Below are 16,987 nucleotides of genomic sequence, written 5' to 3'. Positions count from 1 at the left end.
CATTTGTGGATAAAAATTTATTCTCATTAAGTTTAAACAGCTATTTTTGAAATGAAATGGCATACAAATTCGTTGACAATTACAGAGAACAGGGAGCAAGAAAGAAGTTAGTCGCACTACTTAAAGATAGAGGTATCACAGATGAAAAAGTCTTAAAAGCAATTGGTAAAGTTCCTCGACATTTCTTTTTTGATGAAACTTTTTGGAATCAGGCTTACAAAGACATTGCATTTCCCATTGGTGATGGACAAACCATTTCACAACCTTACACAGTTGCTTATCAAACCGAATTGCTACACATTCAAAAAGGTGATAAGGTTTTAGAAATTGGAACTGGTTCTGGTTATCAAACCTGTATTTTAATGGAAGTTGGTGCAAAAGTTTATACCATAGAACGCCAACCAAATATTTATAACCATACCTTAAAAGTGCTGCCTGGAATGGGTTATAAAGCTAATTTCTTTTTAGGAGATGGCTCAAGGGGTATAGAAGAATATGCTCCATACGATAAAATTATTGTAACGGCCGGTGCGCCATTTGTTCCTGAAATTTTATTAAAACAGCTTAAAATTGGTGGGATTCTAGTTATCCCAGTAGGAGATGAGAAGACTCAAAAAATGATTACGGTAATTCGTGTCAGCGAAAATGATTTTGATAGAATCGAATTAGATACGTTCAGGTTTGTGCCTTTAGTAGGAGATCAAGCTTGGTAGATTAGTTCATTTGTTGAAATAGTTCATTTGTTCATTGGGCTAGTTGCAACTTATTAATGAACCAATGAGCCAATGAGCCAATGAACAAATGAGCCAATGAACCAGTGATCCCAATGAACTAGATTTTCATCGCCCTGTCCATCTCACGTTTACTCTCTCTGTCCTTAATGCTGTCGCGTTTATCGAATTCTTTTTTACCTTGAGCAATAGCAATTTCCATTTTAGCAAAGCCTCTCTCGTTGGTAAAAATCCTTAATGGAACTATCGTGAAACCTTTCTCCTCACCTTTAATTTTGAGTTTCTTTAATTCTTTCTTATGTAAGAGCAAAACTCGGTCCCTTTTAATATCGTGATGGTGAAAAGAACTATGGCTATATTCTGAAACGTGGAGATTTCTCACATATAAAACATCTCCAATAAACATACAAAAGGCATCTGTCATATTCGCTTTACCTTGTCTAATCGCCTTAATTTCTGTTCCTAAAAGTGCAATACCAGCAACATAACTGTCTAATATGTGGTAATCAAAATATGCTCTCTTATTTTTTATTTGGATGTCGTTCTTCATATCGTAAAAACAAATATCGGTAATTCTTTAGAAATAAACATTGCCAATCTAAATAAGACCTTTATTTTAAACCATTTCTAAAATATAAGTAAATAATTGTCTAAATTGTTTTTTAGATTAATCTAAATTTATATTTTTGTAAGACTAATTTATCAAGATGCAAAAAATCCTTACACTAATAATAGCTTTATTTTTATTTCAAAATGTTAATGCTCAACAATATAAGTTGGAAGGAGTTGTGTCTTCAGATGCCTCTTCCAATAGGATTTCAGTATCTATTATAGATTTAAAGGTTACGGTATTTACTGACAGTTTAGGAAGTTTTAGGTTTACTAACCTCAAACCAGCTGTTTATAATTTAAAAATTAGTTCCATAGGTTTTAAAACTGTCAATCTTAAAATTGATATAAAATCTGATACCTCATTATCTAAAATAGAATTACAATCATTAGATGAGAAACTAAATGAGGTTGTGATTACCGGAACTCAAAAGGAAGTGAATAGACTAGAAAGCCCAGTTCCTGTAGAAATTTACACAGCACAGTTTTTTAAGAAAAATCCAACCCCAAGTATTTTTGATGCTTTACAAAATGTAAATGGAGTACGCCCACAACTCAATTGCAATATTTGTAATACAGGAGATATCCATATTAATGGTTTAGAAGGGCCATACACTATGGTTTTAATTGATGGAATGCCGATTGTAAGCAGCCTTTCTACTGTTTACGGTTTGTCTGGAATACCAAATGCGTTAGTAGAAAGAATTGAAGTGGTAAAAGGTCCAGCTTCTTCATTATATGGAAGTGAAGCCGTAGGGGGTTTAATTAATATCATAACAAAAAAGGTGCAGAATGCATCATTGTTTTCTGCCGATTTTATGGTAACTGACTATAAAGAATACAATATGGACATTGGTTTTAAAGTGAATCTAAGTCCGAAAATATCCTTTTTAACAGGTGTTAACTATTTTAAATACGCTAACAAAGTTGATCATAACCATGATGGATTTACCGATGTAACTTTACAAGATAGAGTTTCAGTTTTCCAAAAATGGAATATCACCAGAAAAGAAAATAGGCTTTTTTCTATTGCAGGAAGATATTTGTATGAAGATAGATGGGGCGGAGAAATGAATTGGAATAAATTTTTTAGAGGTGGCGATCAGGTTTATGGAGAAAGTATTTACACCAAAAGAATAGAGCTGATTGGAAACTATCAACTTCCAATTAGAGAAAAAATGTTTTTGGCTTTTTCATTAACTAACCATGATCAAGATAGTAGGTATGGTATCACTTCTTATATTGCCAAACAACAAATAGCATTCTCTCAGTTAACTTGGGATAAAAAAATAGGGAACAATGATTTGCTTTTTGGAGCTGCTTTTAGGTATACTTTTTATGATGATAATACTCCGGCAACAGCATCTAACGATATTTTAAATCAAATAAATGCTCCAGAAAAGACACTTTTACCAGGTTTGTTTGTACAGGATGAAATTAAATTAAATAAAAAAAATTCGGTTTTAGCAGGGCTGAGATATGATTACAACTCTATTCATGGCAATATATTTACACCAAGATTTGCCTATAAATGGAGCATAAATGATAAAAATATAATTAGATTAAATGCTGGAACAGGTTTTAGGGTTGTTAATATTTTTACTGAAGATCACGCTGCACTAACAGGAGCCAGGGATGTTGTAATTAATGATGAATTGAGACCTGAACGTACTTATAACCTTAACTTAAACTTTCTAAAAAAGGTATACCTAAAAAGCGGCTCGTTCTTAGGAATAGATTTATCTGCTTTTTATACATACTTCAATAATAGAATTATTGGGGATTATGATTCTAATCCAAATCAAATTATTTACGATAATCTCAATGGTTATGCAGTAAGTAAGGGTTTAACTGCAAATCTTGATATGGCTTTTAGTTCAGGCTTAAAATTAACTTTAGGTTCTACTTACCAGGATGTTAGCGTTATTGAGAATAGCATAAAACAACAACAGATTTTAACAGAAAAGTTTTCAGGAACTTGGGCAGTATCCTATAAAATAAATAAACTCCATCTTGGTATAGATTATACAGGAAATATTTACAGTCCAATGCGTTTGCCTTTGTTAAGTGATTTAGACCCACGTAGGCAGTTTTCTCCAATATGGACAATACAGAATATTCAGTTAGTTTATGATGGGATAAAGGATATAGAGATTTATGGAGGTGTGAAAAACTTACTTAATTTTACGCCAAATAAAGGAACACCATTTATAATTGCTCGTTCAAATGACCCATTTGATAAGAATGTACAGTTTGGTCAGAACGGACAAGTTTTGGTTACACCTGAGAATCCTTATGGTTTAACTTTCGATCCTAGTTATGTGTATGCTCCAAACCAAGGTATAAGAGGTTTCTTAGGTGTGAGGCTTAATATCAAATAGTGATGAAATACTTGTTGATTGCATTATTGATGGTTAGTTCTTTACTCGGTAAAGCGCAAAAGAGCTACAGCTTTAATCAATTAGATAGGCTTCAAAAAATAGAAAAGAAAAATATAATAGTATTTGTTAGTGTAAATTGGTGCAGCTACTGCAAGGCAATGGAACAAACTGTTTTTACAGAGCCAAATGTTGTTAAGTACTTAAACAAGCATTATTATTTTGTTAAGTTAAATGCTGAAGATCAAACGCCAGTTGTTTACCAAAACCATCAATTTTTATTTAACCCTAGTTTAGGTTTTCATGAAATTGCAATAATGTTAGCCAATAAGCAAAAGCTAACTTTCCCATCAATCTATGTATTAAATAAGGATAATGAAATTCTTTATCAAAATAAAGGATTTATAACTGCAATTAGCTTAGTTAAAGTGTTTAACTATTTTATTAATAAGCCTTAACGGACAATTAAAACCGGTATATTAACTTTATGTCTCACTGAATCTACCGTTGTTCCAAATATCAAATCCTTTAAACCCTTATGTCCATGTGCGCCCATTACCAACAATTCTAAATGATTTTGTTTAGTAATTTCAGCTATAGCTTTTGCCGTTCCACCAAATCCTATATGCGCACTTGATTCATAACCAAGGTCTAATAAGTTTGATCTATATTTTTCTAAGTTTTCAGTATCTGTTTGTGTTTCATGGTCCATTGTTGTTTGCCCATGATATCTCGCTGCTGCAGTTTCCACAACGTGTATTAAATAATAATGCGCATCTTTTCCTCCTTGAATTAACGCATGGCGGATGGTATTCCTGTCATTTTTAGAGAAATCTACAGTGATGCCAATTTTTTTGTAATTGATTTTTTCTACTTTTTCAATCGCTAATGCATTCCCATGTGGCACATTTCCAATCCTTTGTTTCTTGCTTAAAAGTGGATATAAGAAAATGTAAACCAACAATAGTCCTATTAATATGGCTAGCGGTATCACAATCACATAAATATACCAACCATCAGCCTCTGCTATCCAACCAGTAATTTCTTCAATCACTAATTTAATATTTAGACTTACAATTACCACAGCACTCATCCAAGCTAAAACCTTAACCCAAGTTTTAATGGTAAAATCTTTCATCTCTTTTTTATCAGAGGTTAGGTGAATTAACGGAATAATCGCAAAACCTAATTGTAAACTTAATACCACCTGACTTAATATTAAAAGTCCGCCAAGTGCATCCTCACCAAAAAATAATATGGTACAAAAAGCAGGGATAATAGCCAATAAACGTGTTATCAACCTCCTTAACCAAGGCTGAATCCTTAGGTTTAAGTGGCCTTCCATGATAATTTGCCCAGCTAAGGTCCCAGTTACTGTAGAACTTTGTCCGGCAGCTATTAATGCGATGGCAAATAAAGCAGGAGCAATATCTCCAAAAATATTGCTTAACAGTTTATGTGCATCTTGTATTTCTGCAACATTATTAAATCCATTTGTAAAAAATGCAGCAGCAGCTAAAATTAGAATGGCAGCGTTTACTAAAAAGGCCAGATTTAGAGCTACTGCGGTATCAATAAAATTGAATTTAATTGCTTCCTTGATTCCTTTATTGTCTCGTTCAAACTTTCTAGTTTGTACCAATGAAGAATGTAGATATAAATTATGGGGCATTACAGTGGCTCCAATTATACCAATGGCAATATACAAAGCTTCTCCAGAAAGCATTGATGGCTTAAATCCTTTAGCAATTTCTTTTAAGGATGGCTCAACAATAAACATTTCTATAAGAAACGAAACACCTACAATAAATACCATAGAAACTATAAAGGCTTCCATTTTTCGCATTCCTTTGTTTAACAAGAAAAGCAAAATAACTGTATCGAAAATGGTAATGGAAACTCCCCAAATTAATGGTAAACCAAACAATAGATTTAATCCTATTGCCATACCAATAATCTCGGCTAAGTCGCAAGCGATAATGGCAGTTTGTGCAAGTATGAACATCGGGAAATTAACCCATTTTGGATAAGCATTTCTTGATGCCTGTGCTAAGTCTAAACCTCTAACAATTCCTAATCTGGCACTTAATGATTGTAGTAGGAGCGCAATCAAGTTAGACATTAGCAAAATCCAAATCAGCTGATATCCAAATTTACTACCACCAGCTATATCCGTTGCCCAGTTTCCTGGGTCCATATAACCTACACTTACTAAATACGCAGGGCCAATGAAGGCTAAAATCCTTTTCCAGCCAGTTCTTTTGTTTGTGGCAACACTTTTATGTACCTCGCTTAGCGATTGTTTCTCCATCTTATTTGCTAATTAATATGTGTTTTGCCACTTCTCTACTAATGTTCAATTTATTTCCATCAATTAATAATTCTACAGAACCATCAAAATCTATGATTTCTGAAACTTCTATTTTTTTTCCTAATGTCAACCCTAATTTTTCTAAGTGTTTTAGAAAAGGAGAGGAATGCTCGCTAACTCCTGTTATAGTGCCCTTGTCGTTTACTTTAAGCTTATTTAGTTTAACAAAAGCAATTGCTGCAAAATTTCCGTGTTGATCTGGTATAGGATCACCATGAGGGTCTACTTTAGGGAATTCTAAGAACTCGTCTAATCTTTCTACTAACAAAGTTGATTTAATGTGTTCCAATTCCTCAGCTACATCATGCACTTCATCCCATTTAAAATTTAATTTTTCTACTAAAAAAACTTCCCATAGCCTATGTTTCCTAACAATATTTATTGCAGCAAGTTTTCCCTTTTCCGTTAAGGTAACACCTTGGTATTTTACATAATCTACCAATTCCTTATCAGATAACTTTTTTAGCATATCTGTAACCGAGGCAGCCTTAGTTTGAATCTTCTCGGCAATAGCATTAGTTTGAACCGGATTACTAATAACCGACAAATGATAGATTATTTTAAGGTAATTCTCTTCAGTATAGGATTGCATTTTTGTTTATCTAATTTTAAATTTAGCCAAATCTAAAAGTATTTTGTAAAATAAAAAGTATTTAATATTAAATTTTTTAGAATAATATTTGGCTAGATTGCATTAGTATACTACCTTTGAACATCAAATCAAATTTTATGGCAACTGAACTAGATAAAACCGATTTTAAAATTTTAAAACTGCTTCAAGAGAATGGTAGAATAACCAATTTACTTTTATCGCAAGAAATTGGCCTATCACCTGCACCAACTTTGGAACGTGTTCGTAAATTGGAGATGTCTGGTTATATTAAAAGTTACCACGCCTTAGTTGATGAAGAAAAATTAGGATTGGGTATTAAAACCTTTATTCAAGTTCAATTAGACTTTCATAAAAACAATACCATTCAAATATTTTTGGATGAAGTTAACCAAATCAATGAAATTACTGAATGCCACCACGTAACTGGTCAGGCAGACTTTTTATTGAAAGTTTATGTAAACGACATCAAAGCATATGAGCGCTTGATCATGGATAAAATTAGCAAGATTTCTGTGGTTAAAACATTCCAAACGATGATGATCATGTCTACTACCAAGAAAGAGCCTATTGTGCCATTGGAGTATTAAGAACCCCCAACCCCTAAAGGGGATAGTATAAAGCTCCTTTAGGGATTGGGGTCTATCTGCCAATTAATCCCTTTCAACCCTTCTTTTTCTAAAATTTCATTAGTCATCTTAAAATGGTTTGAACCGAAAAAACCATTATAAGCAGAAAAAGGAGAGGGGTGTGCAGCCTTCAATACAAAATGTTTGCCCGTATCTATTAAGCTTTCTTTTTGCTGCGCAAATCTGCCCCAAAGCAAGAATACCAATCCAGTTTTTTGGGCAGATAACTGCGAGATAACATAATCAGTAAATATTTCCCAGCCTTGTTTCTGATGCGAGCCAGCTTCATTGGCACGAACTGTTAAGGTTGCATTTAATAATAAAACTCCTTGGTCTGCCCAAGCAGTTAAATCACCGTGATTAGGTATCTTGAAATCTGGGAATTCTTCTGCCAGCTCCTTATACATATTTTTTAAAGAAGGTGGAACTGTAATTCCTTTTTGAACAGAAAAAGAAAGTCCATGAGCTTGCCCTTGCCCATGATATGGATCTTGACCTAAAATAACAACTTTAACTTTGTCGAAAGGTGTATGGTTAAATGCATTGAATATATCAACCCCTTTAGGATAAACAACAAATCCTTTCTGCTTTTCTTCTAGCAAAAAGGATTTAAGGGTCTTCATGTAAGGTTTCTCAAGTTCATTGCTTAACACATTTAACCATCCAGGTTCTAATGTAGCAGCCATATTACTTGGTTTTTGTTTCTGTTTTTGCTGCCTTAGTTTTCTTGGTTACTGCCAAAATTTTAAGCATATCCTTTTCTAACGTTTCTTTTGGATGCTCAGTAATGCGGCCAACTTCTTTTCCTTTTTTATCGAAGAAGATGAATGTTGGAACATTTGTGATTTTTAAGCTATCAATTAAACCATTTTCAGCGTGTTTGGCTCCGTCTACTCCAATAATGGTTATTTTATCTTCATCAATTTTAAGACCGTCCATTATTTTTAAAAAATGAGGAACTTGATATTTACTATCTCCACACCATGTGCCCAAAACAATCGTAATTTTTTTACCTTTTATAAGTTTAGATAAATCTGCGAATGCAGTAGAATCTGGTTTGTAAGCAGCATAGTTAGGGTCATAACTTTCTTTAAATTCAGGGAATGAAGTAATTCCTTCCCTTGTACACAGGTTTAACATGACTTGTTTATGTCTATTTGGATCTTCAATTTTTTTATTTAACTCTTGTGCACTTGCATTCATGGCAAATAATAAGATTAGACTAGTAAGTAAGTTCTTCATGTAAATATAATTTCAAGGTAAGACGATACAACATATAAATAGTTTAACTTTTAAAAAAGTCATTTATTTTCAATTGTAATATTTGATGAAATTATAAATTTTAAATCTATTTTTTGGTATATAAACACGATATTTGCACAAATATTATAATTCTATGCCAAATCTAATACGCCTAATTATAGGCTTTGCTTTTGTTGGTGCAGCAGTTGCACTTTTTATCTTCGGCTTTTGGGGCTGGGGAATCCTTTTAGTCTTTTTAAGCATATTCATTTTTATTACTTATTTCTACAACGAAAATATGTTAATCGCTCAATGGTATTTACGTAAAGATAATATGCCAAAGGCCGAGCAGTTTTTAGGAAGAATTAAAAACTATGAGAAGGAACTAAATAGAGTTCAACACGGTTATTATAACTTGTTAATTGGATTAATCGAATCTAGAAAAGCACCAATGAAATCTGAAAAGTATTTCAAGGCTGCGTTAAACTTGGGTTTACACATGGACCATAACATTGCCTTGGCTAAATTAAGTTTGGCAGGAATTGCAATGGGTAAAAGAAATAAACTAGAAGCAAATAGATACCTGCAAGAAGCTAAAAAAGCAGATAAACAAAAATTATTAGCTGATCAAATCAAACAAATGAAAGATCAGATGGGGATGATGGACAAACAACAACAGGTTCGTTATAGCCGTTAATTAGTCCGAAAGTCGGAAAAGTCCGCAACTCAGAGGTTTGGATATATAACCTTTGGTTTGCGGATTTTTGAATCTATTTATTTTCTAAGTGACTTTTCTTTCGGGCTTCCCGACTTTCGGTCTATTTCTTATTTATCATCCAATCTATCAAAGTTCTCTTCAAATTCTGATGAACTTCTACTGATTAAATCTTCCTCAAAGTCATTTTTACGACTGAAAAATAATTCTTCTGCTTGTATGCGTTTAATTAACTGACGGATTAAAGAAAGGTCGAATGTTTCTTTACTCAGCTTAATGCAATATTCTTTTTCGGTAATTTCTAGGCTAGTGCTATTCATAACATACTTATTTTCAACTGCCTAAAATTAAAGAAGCCTTGTCGTATATTTATACAACAAGGCTTTAAGTTTTTGTTATGATTATGTTAACACTTGTAAGCTAGTCATCCGATGAATATTTGCAACACTACATATTCATCGGATGACTAATCCATCGTTAGAAGACGCTAACTATTTACGCGATAAAAACAAACCATCATCTGTTTTTGTAACTTTTAAAATTGCTTTTCCGGTTAAGCCCTTTAAAGTTGTATCCCATTTTTTGTTGCTCCAATCAGTCAATTTTGCCTTAATATCAGTTAACAGATATTGCTCATCTTCTTTAACTAAGTTAAATAATTCTGTTTCTTCAGTTGTAAGCTCAATTTTCTTCTTCTCGGGGCGCATCTGCGGGAAGAACAATACTTCCTGAATGGTAGATTGATTAGTCATTAGCATTACCAAACGATCTATCCCAATACCTAATCCCGAAGTAGGAGGCATACCATATTCTAAAGCACGAACAAAATCATCATCCATTGCCATAGCCTCATCATCGCCTCTGGCAGCTAATTTCAATTGCTCTTCAAAGCGTTCTTTTTGGTCAATTGGGTCGTTTAATTCAGAGTAAGCATTGGCAATTTCTTTACCATTTACAAATAACTCAAAACGTTCTACCAAACCATCTTTGCTACGGTGTTTTTTAGCTAATGGAGTCATCTCCAAAGGATAGTCGGTAATGTAAGTTGGCTGAATTAAATTTGCTTCAACTTTTTCGCTGAATAATTCATCGATTAATTTACCTCTGCCCATCGAATCATCTATTTCAATGCCCAATTTTTTACATTCAGCAGCAATTTCAGCTTCACTCATGGCAGAAACATCAATGCCTGTATATTTTTCTATCGACTCATACATCGTTAATTTCTCGTATGGTCCACCGAAATTAATTTCATGTTCGCCAACTTTAACAACTGGTTGTCCGTGAATAGCAGTAGCAATTTTCTCTAAACATTCTTCTACCATGGCCATCATCCAGATATAGTCTTTATAAGCTACATAGATTTCCATTGCGGTAAACTCTGGGTTGTGTGTACGGTCCATACCTTCATTTCTGAACATTTTACCGAACTCATAAACACCATCAAAACCTGCAACAATTAACCTTTTTAAATATAATTCATTCGCAATACGAAGGAATAATGGCATATCTAAAGTATTATGATGTGTTGCAAACGGACGAGCAGCTGCACCGCCATGAACCGCCTGTAGGATTGGAGTTTCTACTTCCATCCAGCCTTGATTGTCAAAGTAATTACGCATCGTGTTAATCACTTTAGAGCGATTAATGAAGATTTGTTTATAATCTGGGTTAACCGTTAAATCCACATAACGCATTCTGTAACGTAATTCAGGATTGGTAAAGCCGTCATAAACGTTTCCTTCATCATCACGTTTTACTATAGGTAAGGGACGTAAAGATTTAGAAAGTACAGTAAATTTAGTAACGTGGATAGATATTTCTCCGGTTTGAGTAGTAAATATATAACCCTCAATTCCGATGAAATCACCTATGTCTAATAATTTCTTAAATACAGTATTGTAAAGCGTCTTATCATCACCAGGACAAAGCTCATCACGTTTTAAATAGATTTGAATACGGCCAGTTGCATCCTGTAATTCAGCAAAAGAAGCTGCACCCATGATGTTACGTCCCATTATTCTTCCAGCAAGGCTGATGGTCTTATATGCTGTTTTATCTTTTTCGTAGTTCGCTAAAATGTCTGCTGCATTGGCATTTATTTCATAAGCTTCTGCAGGATATGGGTTGATGCCCAATTCGCGAAGTTGTTTTAACGAATCGCGACGTAATAATTCCTGTTCTGATAATCCTGTACTCATTTATAGTATTTTGTGCAAAAGTAATAAATTCTTCCGTCATTGAGGGACATGAGCTTATCTTATTAAATGATTTGAAAAGCAAATGACTGCAACTATTAAAGTTGGTCGGGCTATGCGCTGCAATCTTTTATCCTTCGCTATGCTCAGTATGATAAAAGGATTTTCGCTGCTATCCCGTTTATAAAACGAAAGCTTGTGCTAGATACCTAGGTTGCTTTTATGCTGTGCTAAAAAATGAGATATAATTATTTCCTGTTAAATTATGATTGCTTAAACTATCAACCAATAGTACAACGCAAACAAAATGAAGTGTTTAAAAGATAATTCGTTTAATAAGCTTGTATTAAAACATCAGTGGGTATTTTTAGGCTCTCATGTAGTTGTCTAATCATTTCTAAAGATAGTTTTCGTTTTCTATTTAAAATTTCGCTAGCTCTACTTTTTAGTCCTACAACTTTTGCTAAATCCGTTTGATTATAACCCATTTGCTCCATTCTAAATTTAATCGCTTCAATTGGGTCAGGTAAATCTATTGGGAAGTGCTCATTTTCATATTTTTCAATCAATATTCCTAATATCTCAAGTTCATCACCTTGTGGAGAACCTTTTTTTGCATCGAAAATTACCTCAAGTCTAGTTAAAGCTTGTTCGTAATCAATTTCGTTTTTTATAGGTTTAATATTCATTGTTTAAATTTTATTAGCATTTATTCTATCATACTCAGAGTGAGTGCCTACAAACCTTATCCAAATCATTTGATAATCATAGTTAATCTTGATAATTATTCGATAATGGTTTCCTTTAATGTTAAAAACAATTCTGTTATCTCCCAATATACTAGCAGAAGGGTAATCTTTTTTAATATCATTTGGACTAAGCCATTCTGAATTTTCAGTTTCCTGATACCAAGATTTTAATTGTTCTTCACAATCTGGATGTTTATTCCAAAATTCTCTAAGGGTCTTTTTAGCAATTATTCTCAAGTTATTAATTCAAAGGTAAATAAAAGTTCCCAATTTGGGAAAAAAATTTATAGGGAGATTGAATTATATAAATTATTGAAGGATTTTAAGATATCGGCTATTCCGCCTCAACACCTTCTTCATACATCGCGTTAATCGCATCAGCGTATTTTTTCTCAACAACCCGGCGTTTAACCTTCATTGTAGGGGTAATTTCACCTTCTTCCATACTAAATGGATTACGCTTTATTTTGAAGTTTTTGATACGCTCGAACTTTGCTAATTCATTAGAAATCTTTTTGATGTCTTTCTCAAACCACTCTTTAATCTCTGGATTTTCAATAAAATCTCCACCTTCTTGGAAGAATGATTCCTTTAAATTAAAAGTCTCCTGTAAAGTTTCCCTATTCGGAATAATAATAGCAGTAATGAACTCACGTTTATCGCCAATTAAGAACAATTGTTCAATCTTAGGGCTTTTTAAATAAATGTTCTCCACGGGTGTGGGATAAACATTTTTGCCATAAGCATTCACAATCATGTTCTTTAACCTATCTGTGATTTGTAGATTCCCTTTATAAAAACGGGCAATGTCACCCGTATGAAACCATTTATCTCTATCAATTGCTTCAGCTGTTTCTGCAGGTTTGTTAAAGTAGCCTTTCATTACACAGTGACCGCGAACAATTAATTCACCTTCCTCACTTTGGAAATCTTCATTGAAACTATCATGTGTTTGGATGGTTAATATTTCCTTGGTGTCGTAGTTCTGGATACCTACTTCAATGCCTGGTATTACACGACCAACTGTGCCATAAACTTGTCTGTGATATTCTGTAACCGACATTACCGGCGAAGTTTCTGTTAATCCAAAACCTTCTAAAATTTTAATTCCTAAATCACCAAAAAACTCACCCACATTTTTAGGTAGGGCAGCACCACCAGAAATCATAAACTTTAAGCGACCACCAGTTTTTTCTTTGATTTTACTGAACACTAATTTCTCTGCAATTGCTTTTTTAGCGCCTAAAATTAAGCCTGGGTTTTTACCTGCTTCTTTTTTAACGCGATAATCATTCCCTGTTGTCAAAGCCCAAGTAAATATTTTAGCTTTTGTTCCGCCACCTGCTGTTCCAGACTTAATTGCTTTATCGTGAATACGCTCTAACAAACGTGGAACGCAAGACATCACTGTTGGCCTTACTTCACCCATGTTTTTAGCTAATAATTCTAAGCTCTGTGCAAAAGCGATTTTACAACCTTGTGCGCAACATACATGGTAAGTGGCGGTGCGCTCAAACACGTGCGAAAGTGGTAAAAAAGAAAGGAAAGTTTCCGTTTCATCAATCACAGGGATCTGTTGCAAACACACATTTACATTTTCTACAAAATTATTGTGGGTTAACATTACGCCCTTTGGAGTTCCTGTAGTTCCCGATGTATAAATTAAGGAAGATACATCTGCAGGTAAAACCTCTCTTCTTCTTTGGTTAATCAAGTGTTGCTCTTCCTTGCTTACCGTTTTTTCCAATAACGTAGTAAAAGCGATAATTTCAGCTTTGTTAGCTTCTGGGATAGCCACTTTTTCATAACCTGCAAAAGCCGGAATGATGTATTTTAGTTCTTGGCAATTGGCCGATATCTTTAAAATCTTCTTGAACAAAAATGGATTACCAATTAGAATAGCTTTAATTCCAGAATCATTGATAATATATTCTACTTCGTGTTCTGATAAGGTTGGATAAATTGATGTATTGATAGCGCCAATCTGCTGAATACCTTGATCGAAATAAACATATTCAGGGGAGTTTTCTATCATTAAACCCAATCTATCGCCTTTGGCAATTCCTTTTTCTAGAAAGAATGCAGAAATCGCATCAGCTCTTAGTAGAGTGTCTTTGAAAGAAATTTCTTCCCAAGTTGTATTTTTTTTATGAATTAAGAATGTCTCTTCAGGTTTATGGATGTTTTCTACTACGTTGCGTAATAAACTAGGAACCGTAGAGAATTCGTTAAAGGATACCATGTATTAAATATTTGGTGTGTTTCTTAAACAATGATAAATGTTTTGCGCTAAACCTACAAGCCTAAAGTAAAGCGGATTACAAAAATACGTAAAAAGATGGAAAATGTAAGATGTAAGGAGTCCGAAAGTCCGAAAGTCAGGAAAGTCCGAGAGTCAGAAAGTAAAAGGAGCAAGTCAAGGCTCAACTGTATAATTAACATCTAAGAAATCTTAGAGCAGTTTAGCTCATTCACAATATTCTTAGATTTTCGAAGAAGTCTTAGGTGGTAAAACCGCTAAAACCAAAAAAGGTCCCGAAATTCGAGACCCTCTAGGAAATTTAATAATTGTTATTAAACAGAAAAACTTTCGCCACAGCCACATGAGCGACTAGCGTTAGGGTTATTGAAGGCAAATCCTTTACCATTTAAGCCGTCAGTAAAATCAAGTTCTGTACCTGCTAGGTATAAAAATGACTTCATGTCTAAGGCTATCCTGATACCACGATCTTCAAAAAATTGATCGCCTTTTTGCTCTTCGTTATCAAAATCTAAATTATAAGACAAACCAGAGCAACCACCTCCTTTTACAGAAACGCGTAAAAAGTAATCAGAACCCATCTCAGAATCCTGCATTAGGTGGTCTATTTTGCTTTTTGCTTTATCGGTTATCGTTATCATTGTAGTAAAGATTTGAGAAGTGAGATTTGAGATTTGAGACTGGGAGCTTAAAACTCATATCTCATATCTAATATCTCACATCTGGTTAGTGGTGTGATTTAGCCAATTCAAATGCTTCTAAACCATTTTTAACGCGGTAATCGTTAATTGCTGATTTAATTGCATCTTCTGCTAAAACAGAACAGTGAATTTTTACTGGTGGTAATGCTAATTCTTCAACAATATCCATATTGTCGATAGTTAAAGCCTCATCAATTGTTTTTCCTTTTAACCACTCAGTAGCTAAAGAAGAAGAAGCAATTGCCGAACCACAACCAAATGTTTTAAATTTAGCATCAGTAATTACATTGTTAGCATCTACTTCAATTTGTAAACGCATTACGTCTCCACACTCAGGAGCGCCAACTAAACCTGTACCAACAGATTTGCTGTCTTTATTTAATGTACCAACGTTACGTGGGTTGGTATAGTGTTCCATTACTTTTTCTGAATATGCCATGTCTTTATTTTCTTTAAATCTCCTTGCGGAGATGAATATGTAAATTAGTTGTGAGTTATTAGTTGAGAGTTGTGAGTGGACTTAACTCCAAACTCTTAACTCCAATCTTCAAACTCTCTTAGTGTTCCGCCCACTCGATTTTACTCAAGTCAATTCCTTCTTTAAACATTTCCCAAAGTGGAGAAAGGTCTCTTAAGTGGTTAACTGCTTTTTTTGTATTCTCTATTGCGTAATCAACTTCTTCTTCGGTAGTAAAACGACCTAATCCGAAACGGATAGAAGAGTGTGCTAAATCATCTGATAAACCTAAACTCTTTAATACGTAAGATGGTTCTAATGAAGCTGAAGTACAAGCTGATCCAGAAGATACAGCTAAATCTTTCATTGCCATCATTAAGCCTTCACCCTCTACATATTTGAAAGAGATGTTAGCTACATGTGGTAAACGATGTTGTGTGTTACCATTTACATAACTTTCTTCCATTGTAGTTAAAGATGTTTCTAATTTATCACGCAAAGTGGATAAACGTTTAGCTTCTTCATCCATTTCTAGTCTGCAAAGCTCACAAGCCTTACCTAAACCTACAATACCAGGTACGTTTAATGTTCCAGAACGCATACCACGCTCGTGGCCACCACCATCCATTTGTGAAGTAACTTTAACCCTTGGGTTTTTTCTACGTACATATAATGCACCAACACCTTTTGGTCCGTACATTTTATGTGCGCTGAAAGCCATTAAGTCAATTCCATCTGCATTTACATCTACCGGAATTTTACCAACTGCCTGTGTAGCATCAGTAAAAAATAAAGCTCCGTGTTTATGTGCAATTGCAGCAATTTCTTTTATAGGCTGAATTACTCCAATTTCGTTGTTACCATACATGATGGTTACTAAAATTGTTTCTGGTGTCATTGCAGCTTCTAATTCAGCTAAGTCAATTAAACCGTCTTCTTTAACCTTTAAATAAGTAACTCTTGCACCTTGTTTCTCTAAGTGTTTACAAGTATCTAAAACTGCTTTATGTTCTGTTGTTGCAGTAATAATGTGATTACCTTTTTCTGAGTACATCTCAAAAACACCTTTAATACCTAAATTATCAGCTTCTGTAGCACCAGAGGTAAATATGATTTCTTTTTCAGTACAACCAATTAATTTTGCCACCTGCTCACGAGCATAATCAACACCTTCTTCGGCTACCCAGCCGAAAGGGTGGTTACGGCTTGCTGCATTACCAAATTTGGTGGTAAAATATGGCAACATCGCTTCTAATACTCTAGGATCTAGAGGTGTGGTAGCATTGTTATCTAAGTAAATCGGAAGTTCCATTATATATTTTTGTTCTTATTAATAC

At 34.0% G+C, this 16,987-nt stretch carries 18 protein-coding genes; 5 read left to right on the top strand and 13 right to left on the bottom strand.

What is annotated here, in order from left to right; genetic code table 11:
• Positions 1-56 precede the first annotated feature (56 nt).
• Entirely contained in the window at positions 57-713 is a 657-nt protein-coding gene (locus R2Q59_RS08570) for a protein-L-isoaspartate(D-aspartate) O-methyltransferase (protein WP_316767850.1), read from the top strand.
• Between the two features lie 118 nt (positions 714-831).
• On the opposite strand, the gene smpB is transcribed toward R2Q59_RS08570, so the two are convergent.
• Entirely contained in the window at positions 832-1,281 is a 450-nt protein-coding gene (gene smpB / locus R2Q59_RS08565; protein ID WP_316767848.1) for an SsrA-binding protein, read from the bottom strand.
• 157 nt (positions 1,282-1,438) lie between these two features.
• On the opposite strand from smpB, the gene R2Q59_RS08560 reads away from it, so the two are divergent.
• On the top strand, positions 1,439-3,721 hold the full coding sequence (locus R2Q59_RS08560; RefSeq protein WP_316785174.1) for a TonB-dependent receptor domain-containing protein: 2,283 nt from the start codon (positions 1,439-1,441) through the stop codon (positions 3,719-3,721).
• Between the two features lie 2 nt (positions 3,722-3,723).
• Complete coding sequence (locus R2Q59_RS08555; RefSeq protein WP_316785172.1) at positions 3,724-4,176, top strand: thioredoxin family protein; 453 nt, start codon at positions 3,724-3,726, stop codon at positions 4,174-4,176.
• Here the strand turns inward: R2Q59_RS08555 and R2Q59_RS08550 are convergent.
• Positions 4,173-6,029 (bottom strand): Nramp family divalent metal transporter, encoded by a 1,857-nt coding sequence (locus tag R2Q59_RS08550; RefSeq protein ID WP_316785170.1) that lies wholly within the window; start codon positions 6,027-6,029, stop codon positions 4,173-4,175. The two genes, R2Q59_RS08555 and R2Q59_RS08550, sit on opposite strands and share 4 nt — an antisense overlap.
• Position 6,030: 1 nt before the next feature.
• Complete coding sequence (locus tag R2Q59_RS08545; RefSeq protein ID WP_316767841.1) at positions 6,031-6,681, bottom strand: metal-dependent transcriptional regulator; 651 nt, start codon at positions 6,679-6,681, stop codon at positions 6,031-6,033.
• 137 nt (positions 6,682-6,818) lie between these two features.
• On the opposite strand from R2Q59_RS08545, the gene R2Q59_RS08540 reads away from it, so the two are divergent.
• Entirely contained in the window at positions 6,819-7,289 is a 471-nt protein-coding gene (locus R2Q59_RS08540) for an Lrp/AsnC family transcriptional regulator (RefSeq protein ID WP_055133732.1), read from the top strand.
• A gap of 38 nt (positions 7,290-7,327) precedes the next feature.
• Here the strand turns inward: R2Q59_RS08540 and ung are convergent, their stop codons facing one another.
• Positions 7,328-8,014 (bottom strand): uracil-DNA glycosylase, encoded by a 687-nt coding sequence (gene ung, locus R2Q59_RS08535; protein WP_316785168.1) that lies wholly within the window; start codon positions 8,012-8,014, stop codon positions 7,328-7,330.
• 1 nt (position 8,015) lies between these two features.
• The gene (locus R2Q59_RS08530; RefSeq protein ID WP_316767836.1) at positions 8,016-8,570 is read right to left on the bottom strand and encodes a thioredoxin family protein; all 555 of its coding nucleotides are present in this window, start codon (positions 8,568-8,570) and stop codon (positions 8,016-8,018) included.
• Positions 8,571-8,724: 154 nt separating this feature from the next.
• Between R2Q59_RS08530 and R2Q59_RS08525 the strand changes: the two genes are divergently transcribed.
• Positions 8,725-9,267 carry a DUF2892 domain-containing protein gene (locus tag R2Q59_RS08525; protein WP_316767835.1) on the top strand — a complete coding sequence of 181 codons (543 nt, stop codon included), beginning with the start codon at positions 8,725-8,727 and terminating at the stop codon, positions 9,265-9,267.
• 128 nt (positions 9,268-9,395) lie between these two features.
• On the opposite strand, the gene R2Q59_RS08520 is transcribed toward R2Q59_RS08525, so the two are convergent.
• The 8 genes from R2Q59_RS08520 to R2Q59_RS08485 all read right to left on the bottom strand — a co-directional run bounded on the left by R2Q59_RS08520 (position 9,396) and on the right by R2Q59_RS08485 (position 16,962).
• Complete coding sequence (locus R2Q59_RS08520) at positions 9,396-9,605, bottom strand: hypothetical protein (RefSeq protein ID WP_131554111.1); 210 nt, start codon at positions 9,603-9,605, stop codon at positions 9,396-9,398.
• Between the two features lie 171 nt (positions 9,606-9,776).
• Positions 9,777-11,486 (bottom strand): lysine--tRNA ligase, encoded by a 1,710-nt coding sequence (gene lysS / locus R2Q59_RS08515; RefSeq protein WP_316785166.1) that lies wholly within the window; start codon positions 11,484-11,486, stop codon positions 9,777-9,779.
• Positions 11,487-11,815: 329 nt separating this feature from the next.
• A complete protein-coding gene (locus tag R2Q59_RS08510) occupies positions 11,816-12,172 on the bottom strand; it encodes a type II toxin-antitoxin system HigA family antitoxin (RefSeq protein ID WP_316767830.1) in 357 nt (118 codons plus the stop codon).
• 3 nt (positions 12,173-12,175) lie between these two features.
• A complete protein-coding gene (locus R2Q59_RS08505; protein WP_316767828.1) occupies positions 12,176-12,469 on the bottom strand; it encodes a type II toxin-antitoxin system HigB family toxin in 294 nt (97 codons plus the stop codon).
• A 97-nt stretch (positions 12,470-12,566) separates the two neighbouring features.
• Positions 12,567-14,474 carry a long-chain fatty acid--CoA ligase gene (locus R2Q59_RS08500; protein WP_316785164.1) on the bottom strand — a complete coding sequence of 636 codons (1,908 nt, stop codon included), beginning with the start codon at positions 14,472-14,474 and terminating at the stop codon, positions 12,567-12,569.
• Positions 14,475-14,806: 332 nt separating this feature from the next.
• Positions 14,807-15,133 carry a HesB/IscA family protein gene (locus R2Q59_RS08495; RefSeq protein ID WP_316767825.1) on the bottom strand — a complete coding sequence of 109 codons (327 nt, stop codon included), beginning with the start codon at positions 15,131-15,133 and terminating at the stop codon, positions 14,807-14,809.
• Between the two features lie 85 nt (positions 15,134-15,218).
• Positions 15,219-15,632, bottom strand: coding sequence for a Fe-S cluster assembly scaffold IscU (gene iscU / locus R2Q59_RS08490; RefSeq protein WP_131554107.1), 414 nt, complete (start codon positions 15,630-15,632; stop codon positions 15,219-15,221).
• Between the two features lie 118 nt (positions 15,633-15,750).
• Positions 15,751-16,962 carry an IscS subfamily cysteine desulfurase gene (locus R2Q59_RS08485; RefSeq protein ID WP_316767824.1) on the bottom strand — a complete coding sequence of 404 codons (1,212 nt, stop codon included), beginning with the start codon at positions 16,960-16,962 and terminating at the stop codon, positions 15,751-15,753.
• Positions 16,963-16,987: the final 25 nt, after the last annotated feature.

This window comes from Pedobacter frigiditerrae (assembly GCF_032678705.1).
Lineage (GTDB): Bacteria > Bacteroidota > Bacteroidia > Sphingobacteriales > Sphingobacteriaceae > Pedobacter > Pedobacter frigiditerrae_A.
This window is presented reverse-complemented; position numbering and strand designations above follow the sequence as displayed.

Coding starts and splice junctions, on each gene's coding strand:
- R2Q59_RS08545 (WP_316767841.1), bottom strand. CDS start 6,681: ATGCAATCCTATACTGAAGAGAATTACCTTAAAATAATCTATCATTTG.
- R2Q59_RS08495 (WP_316767825.1), bottom strand. CDS start 15,133: ATGATAACGATAACCGATAAAGCAAAAAGCAAAATAGACCACCTAATG.
- R2Q59_RS08530 (WP_316767836.1), bottom strand. CDS start 8,570: ATGAAGAACTTACTTACTAGTCTAATCTTATTATTTGCCATGAATGCA.
- R2Q59_RS08560 (WP_316785174.1), top strand. CDS start 1,439: ATGCAAAAAATCCTTACACTAATAATAGCTTTATTTTTATTTCAAAAT.
- R2Q59_RS08525 (WP_316767835.1), top strand. CDS start 8,725: ATGCCAAATCTAATACGCCTAATTATAGGCTTTGCTTTTGTTGGTGCA.
- lysS (WP_316785166.1), bottom strand. CDS start 11,486: ATGAGTACAGGATTATCAGAACAGGAATTATTACGTCGCGATTCGTTA.
- smpB (WP_316767848.1), bottom strand. CDS start 1,281: ATGAAGAACGACATCCAAATAAAAAATAAGAGAGCATATTTTGATTAC.
- R2Q59_RS08485 (WP_316767824.1), bottom strand. CDS start 16,962: ATGGAACTTCCGATTTACTTAGATAACAATGCTACCACACCTCTAGAT.
- R2Q59_RS08555 (WP_316785172.1), top strand. CDS start 3,724: ATGAAATACTTGTTGATTGCATTATTGATGGTTAGTTCTTTACTCGGT.
- ung (WP_316785168.1), bottom strand. CDS start 8,014: ATGGCTGCTACATTAGAACCTGGATGGTTAAATGTGTTAAGCAATGAA.
- R2Q59_RS08570 (WP_316767850.1), top strand. CDS start 57: ATGGCATACAAATTCGTTGACAATTACAGAGAACAGGGAGCAAGAAAG.
- iscU (WP_131554107.1), bottom strand. CDS start 15,632: ATGGCATATTCAGAAAAAGTAATGGAACACTATACCAACCCACGTAAC.
- R2Q59_RS08550 (WP_316785170.1), bottom strand. CDS start 6,029: ATGGAGAAACAATCGCTAAGCGAGGTACATAAAAGTGTTGCCACAAAC.
- R2Q59_RS08510 (WP_316767830.1), bottom strand. CDS start 12,172: ATGAATATTAAACCTATAAAAAACGAAATTGATTACGAACAAGCTTTA.
- R2Q59_RS08540 (WP_055133732.1), top strand. CDS start 6,819: ATGGCAACTGAACTAGATAAAACCGATTTTAAAATTTTAAAACTGCTT.
- R2Q59_RS08520 (WP_131554111.1), bottom strand. CDS start 9,605: ATGAATAGCACTAGCCTAGAAATTACCGAAAAAGAATATTGCATTAAG.
- R2Q59_RS08500 (WP_316785164.1), bottom strand. CDS start 14,474: ATGGTATCCTTTAACGAATTCTCTACGGTTCCTAGTTTATTACGCAAC.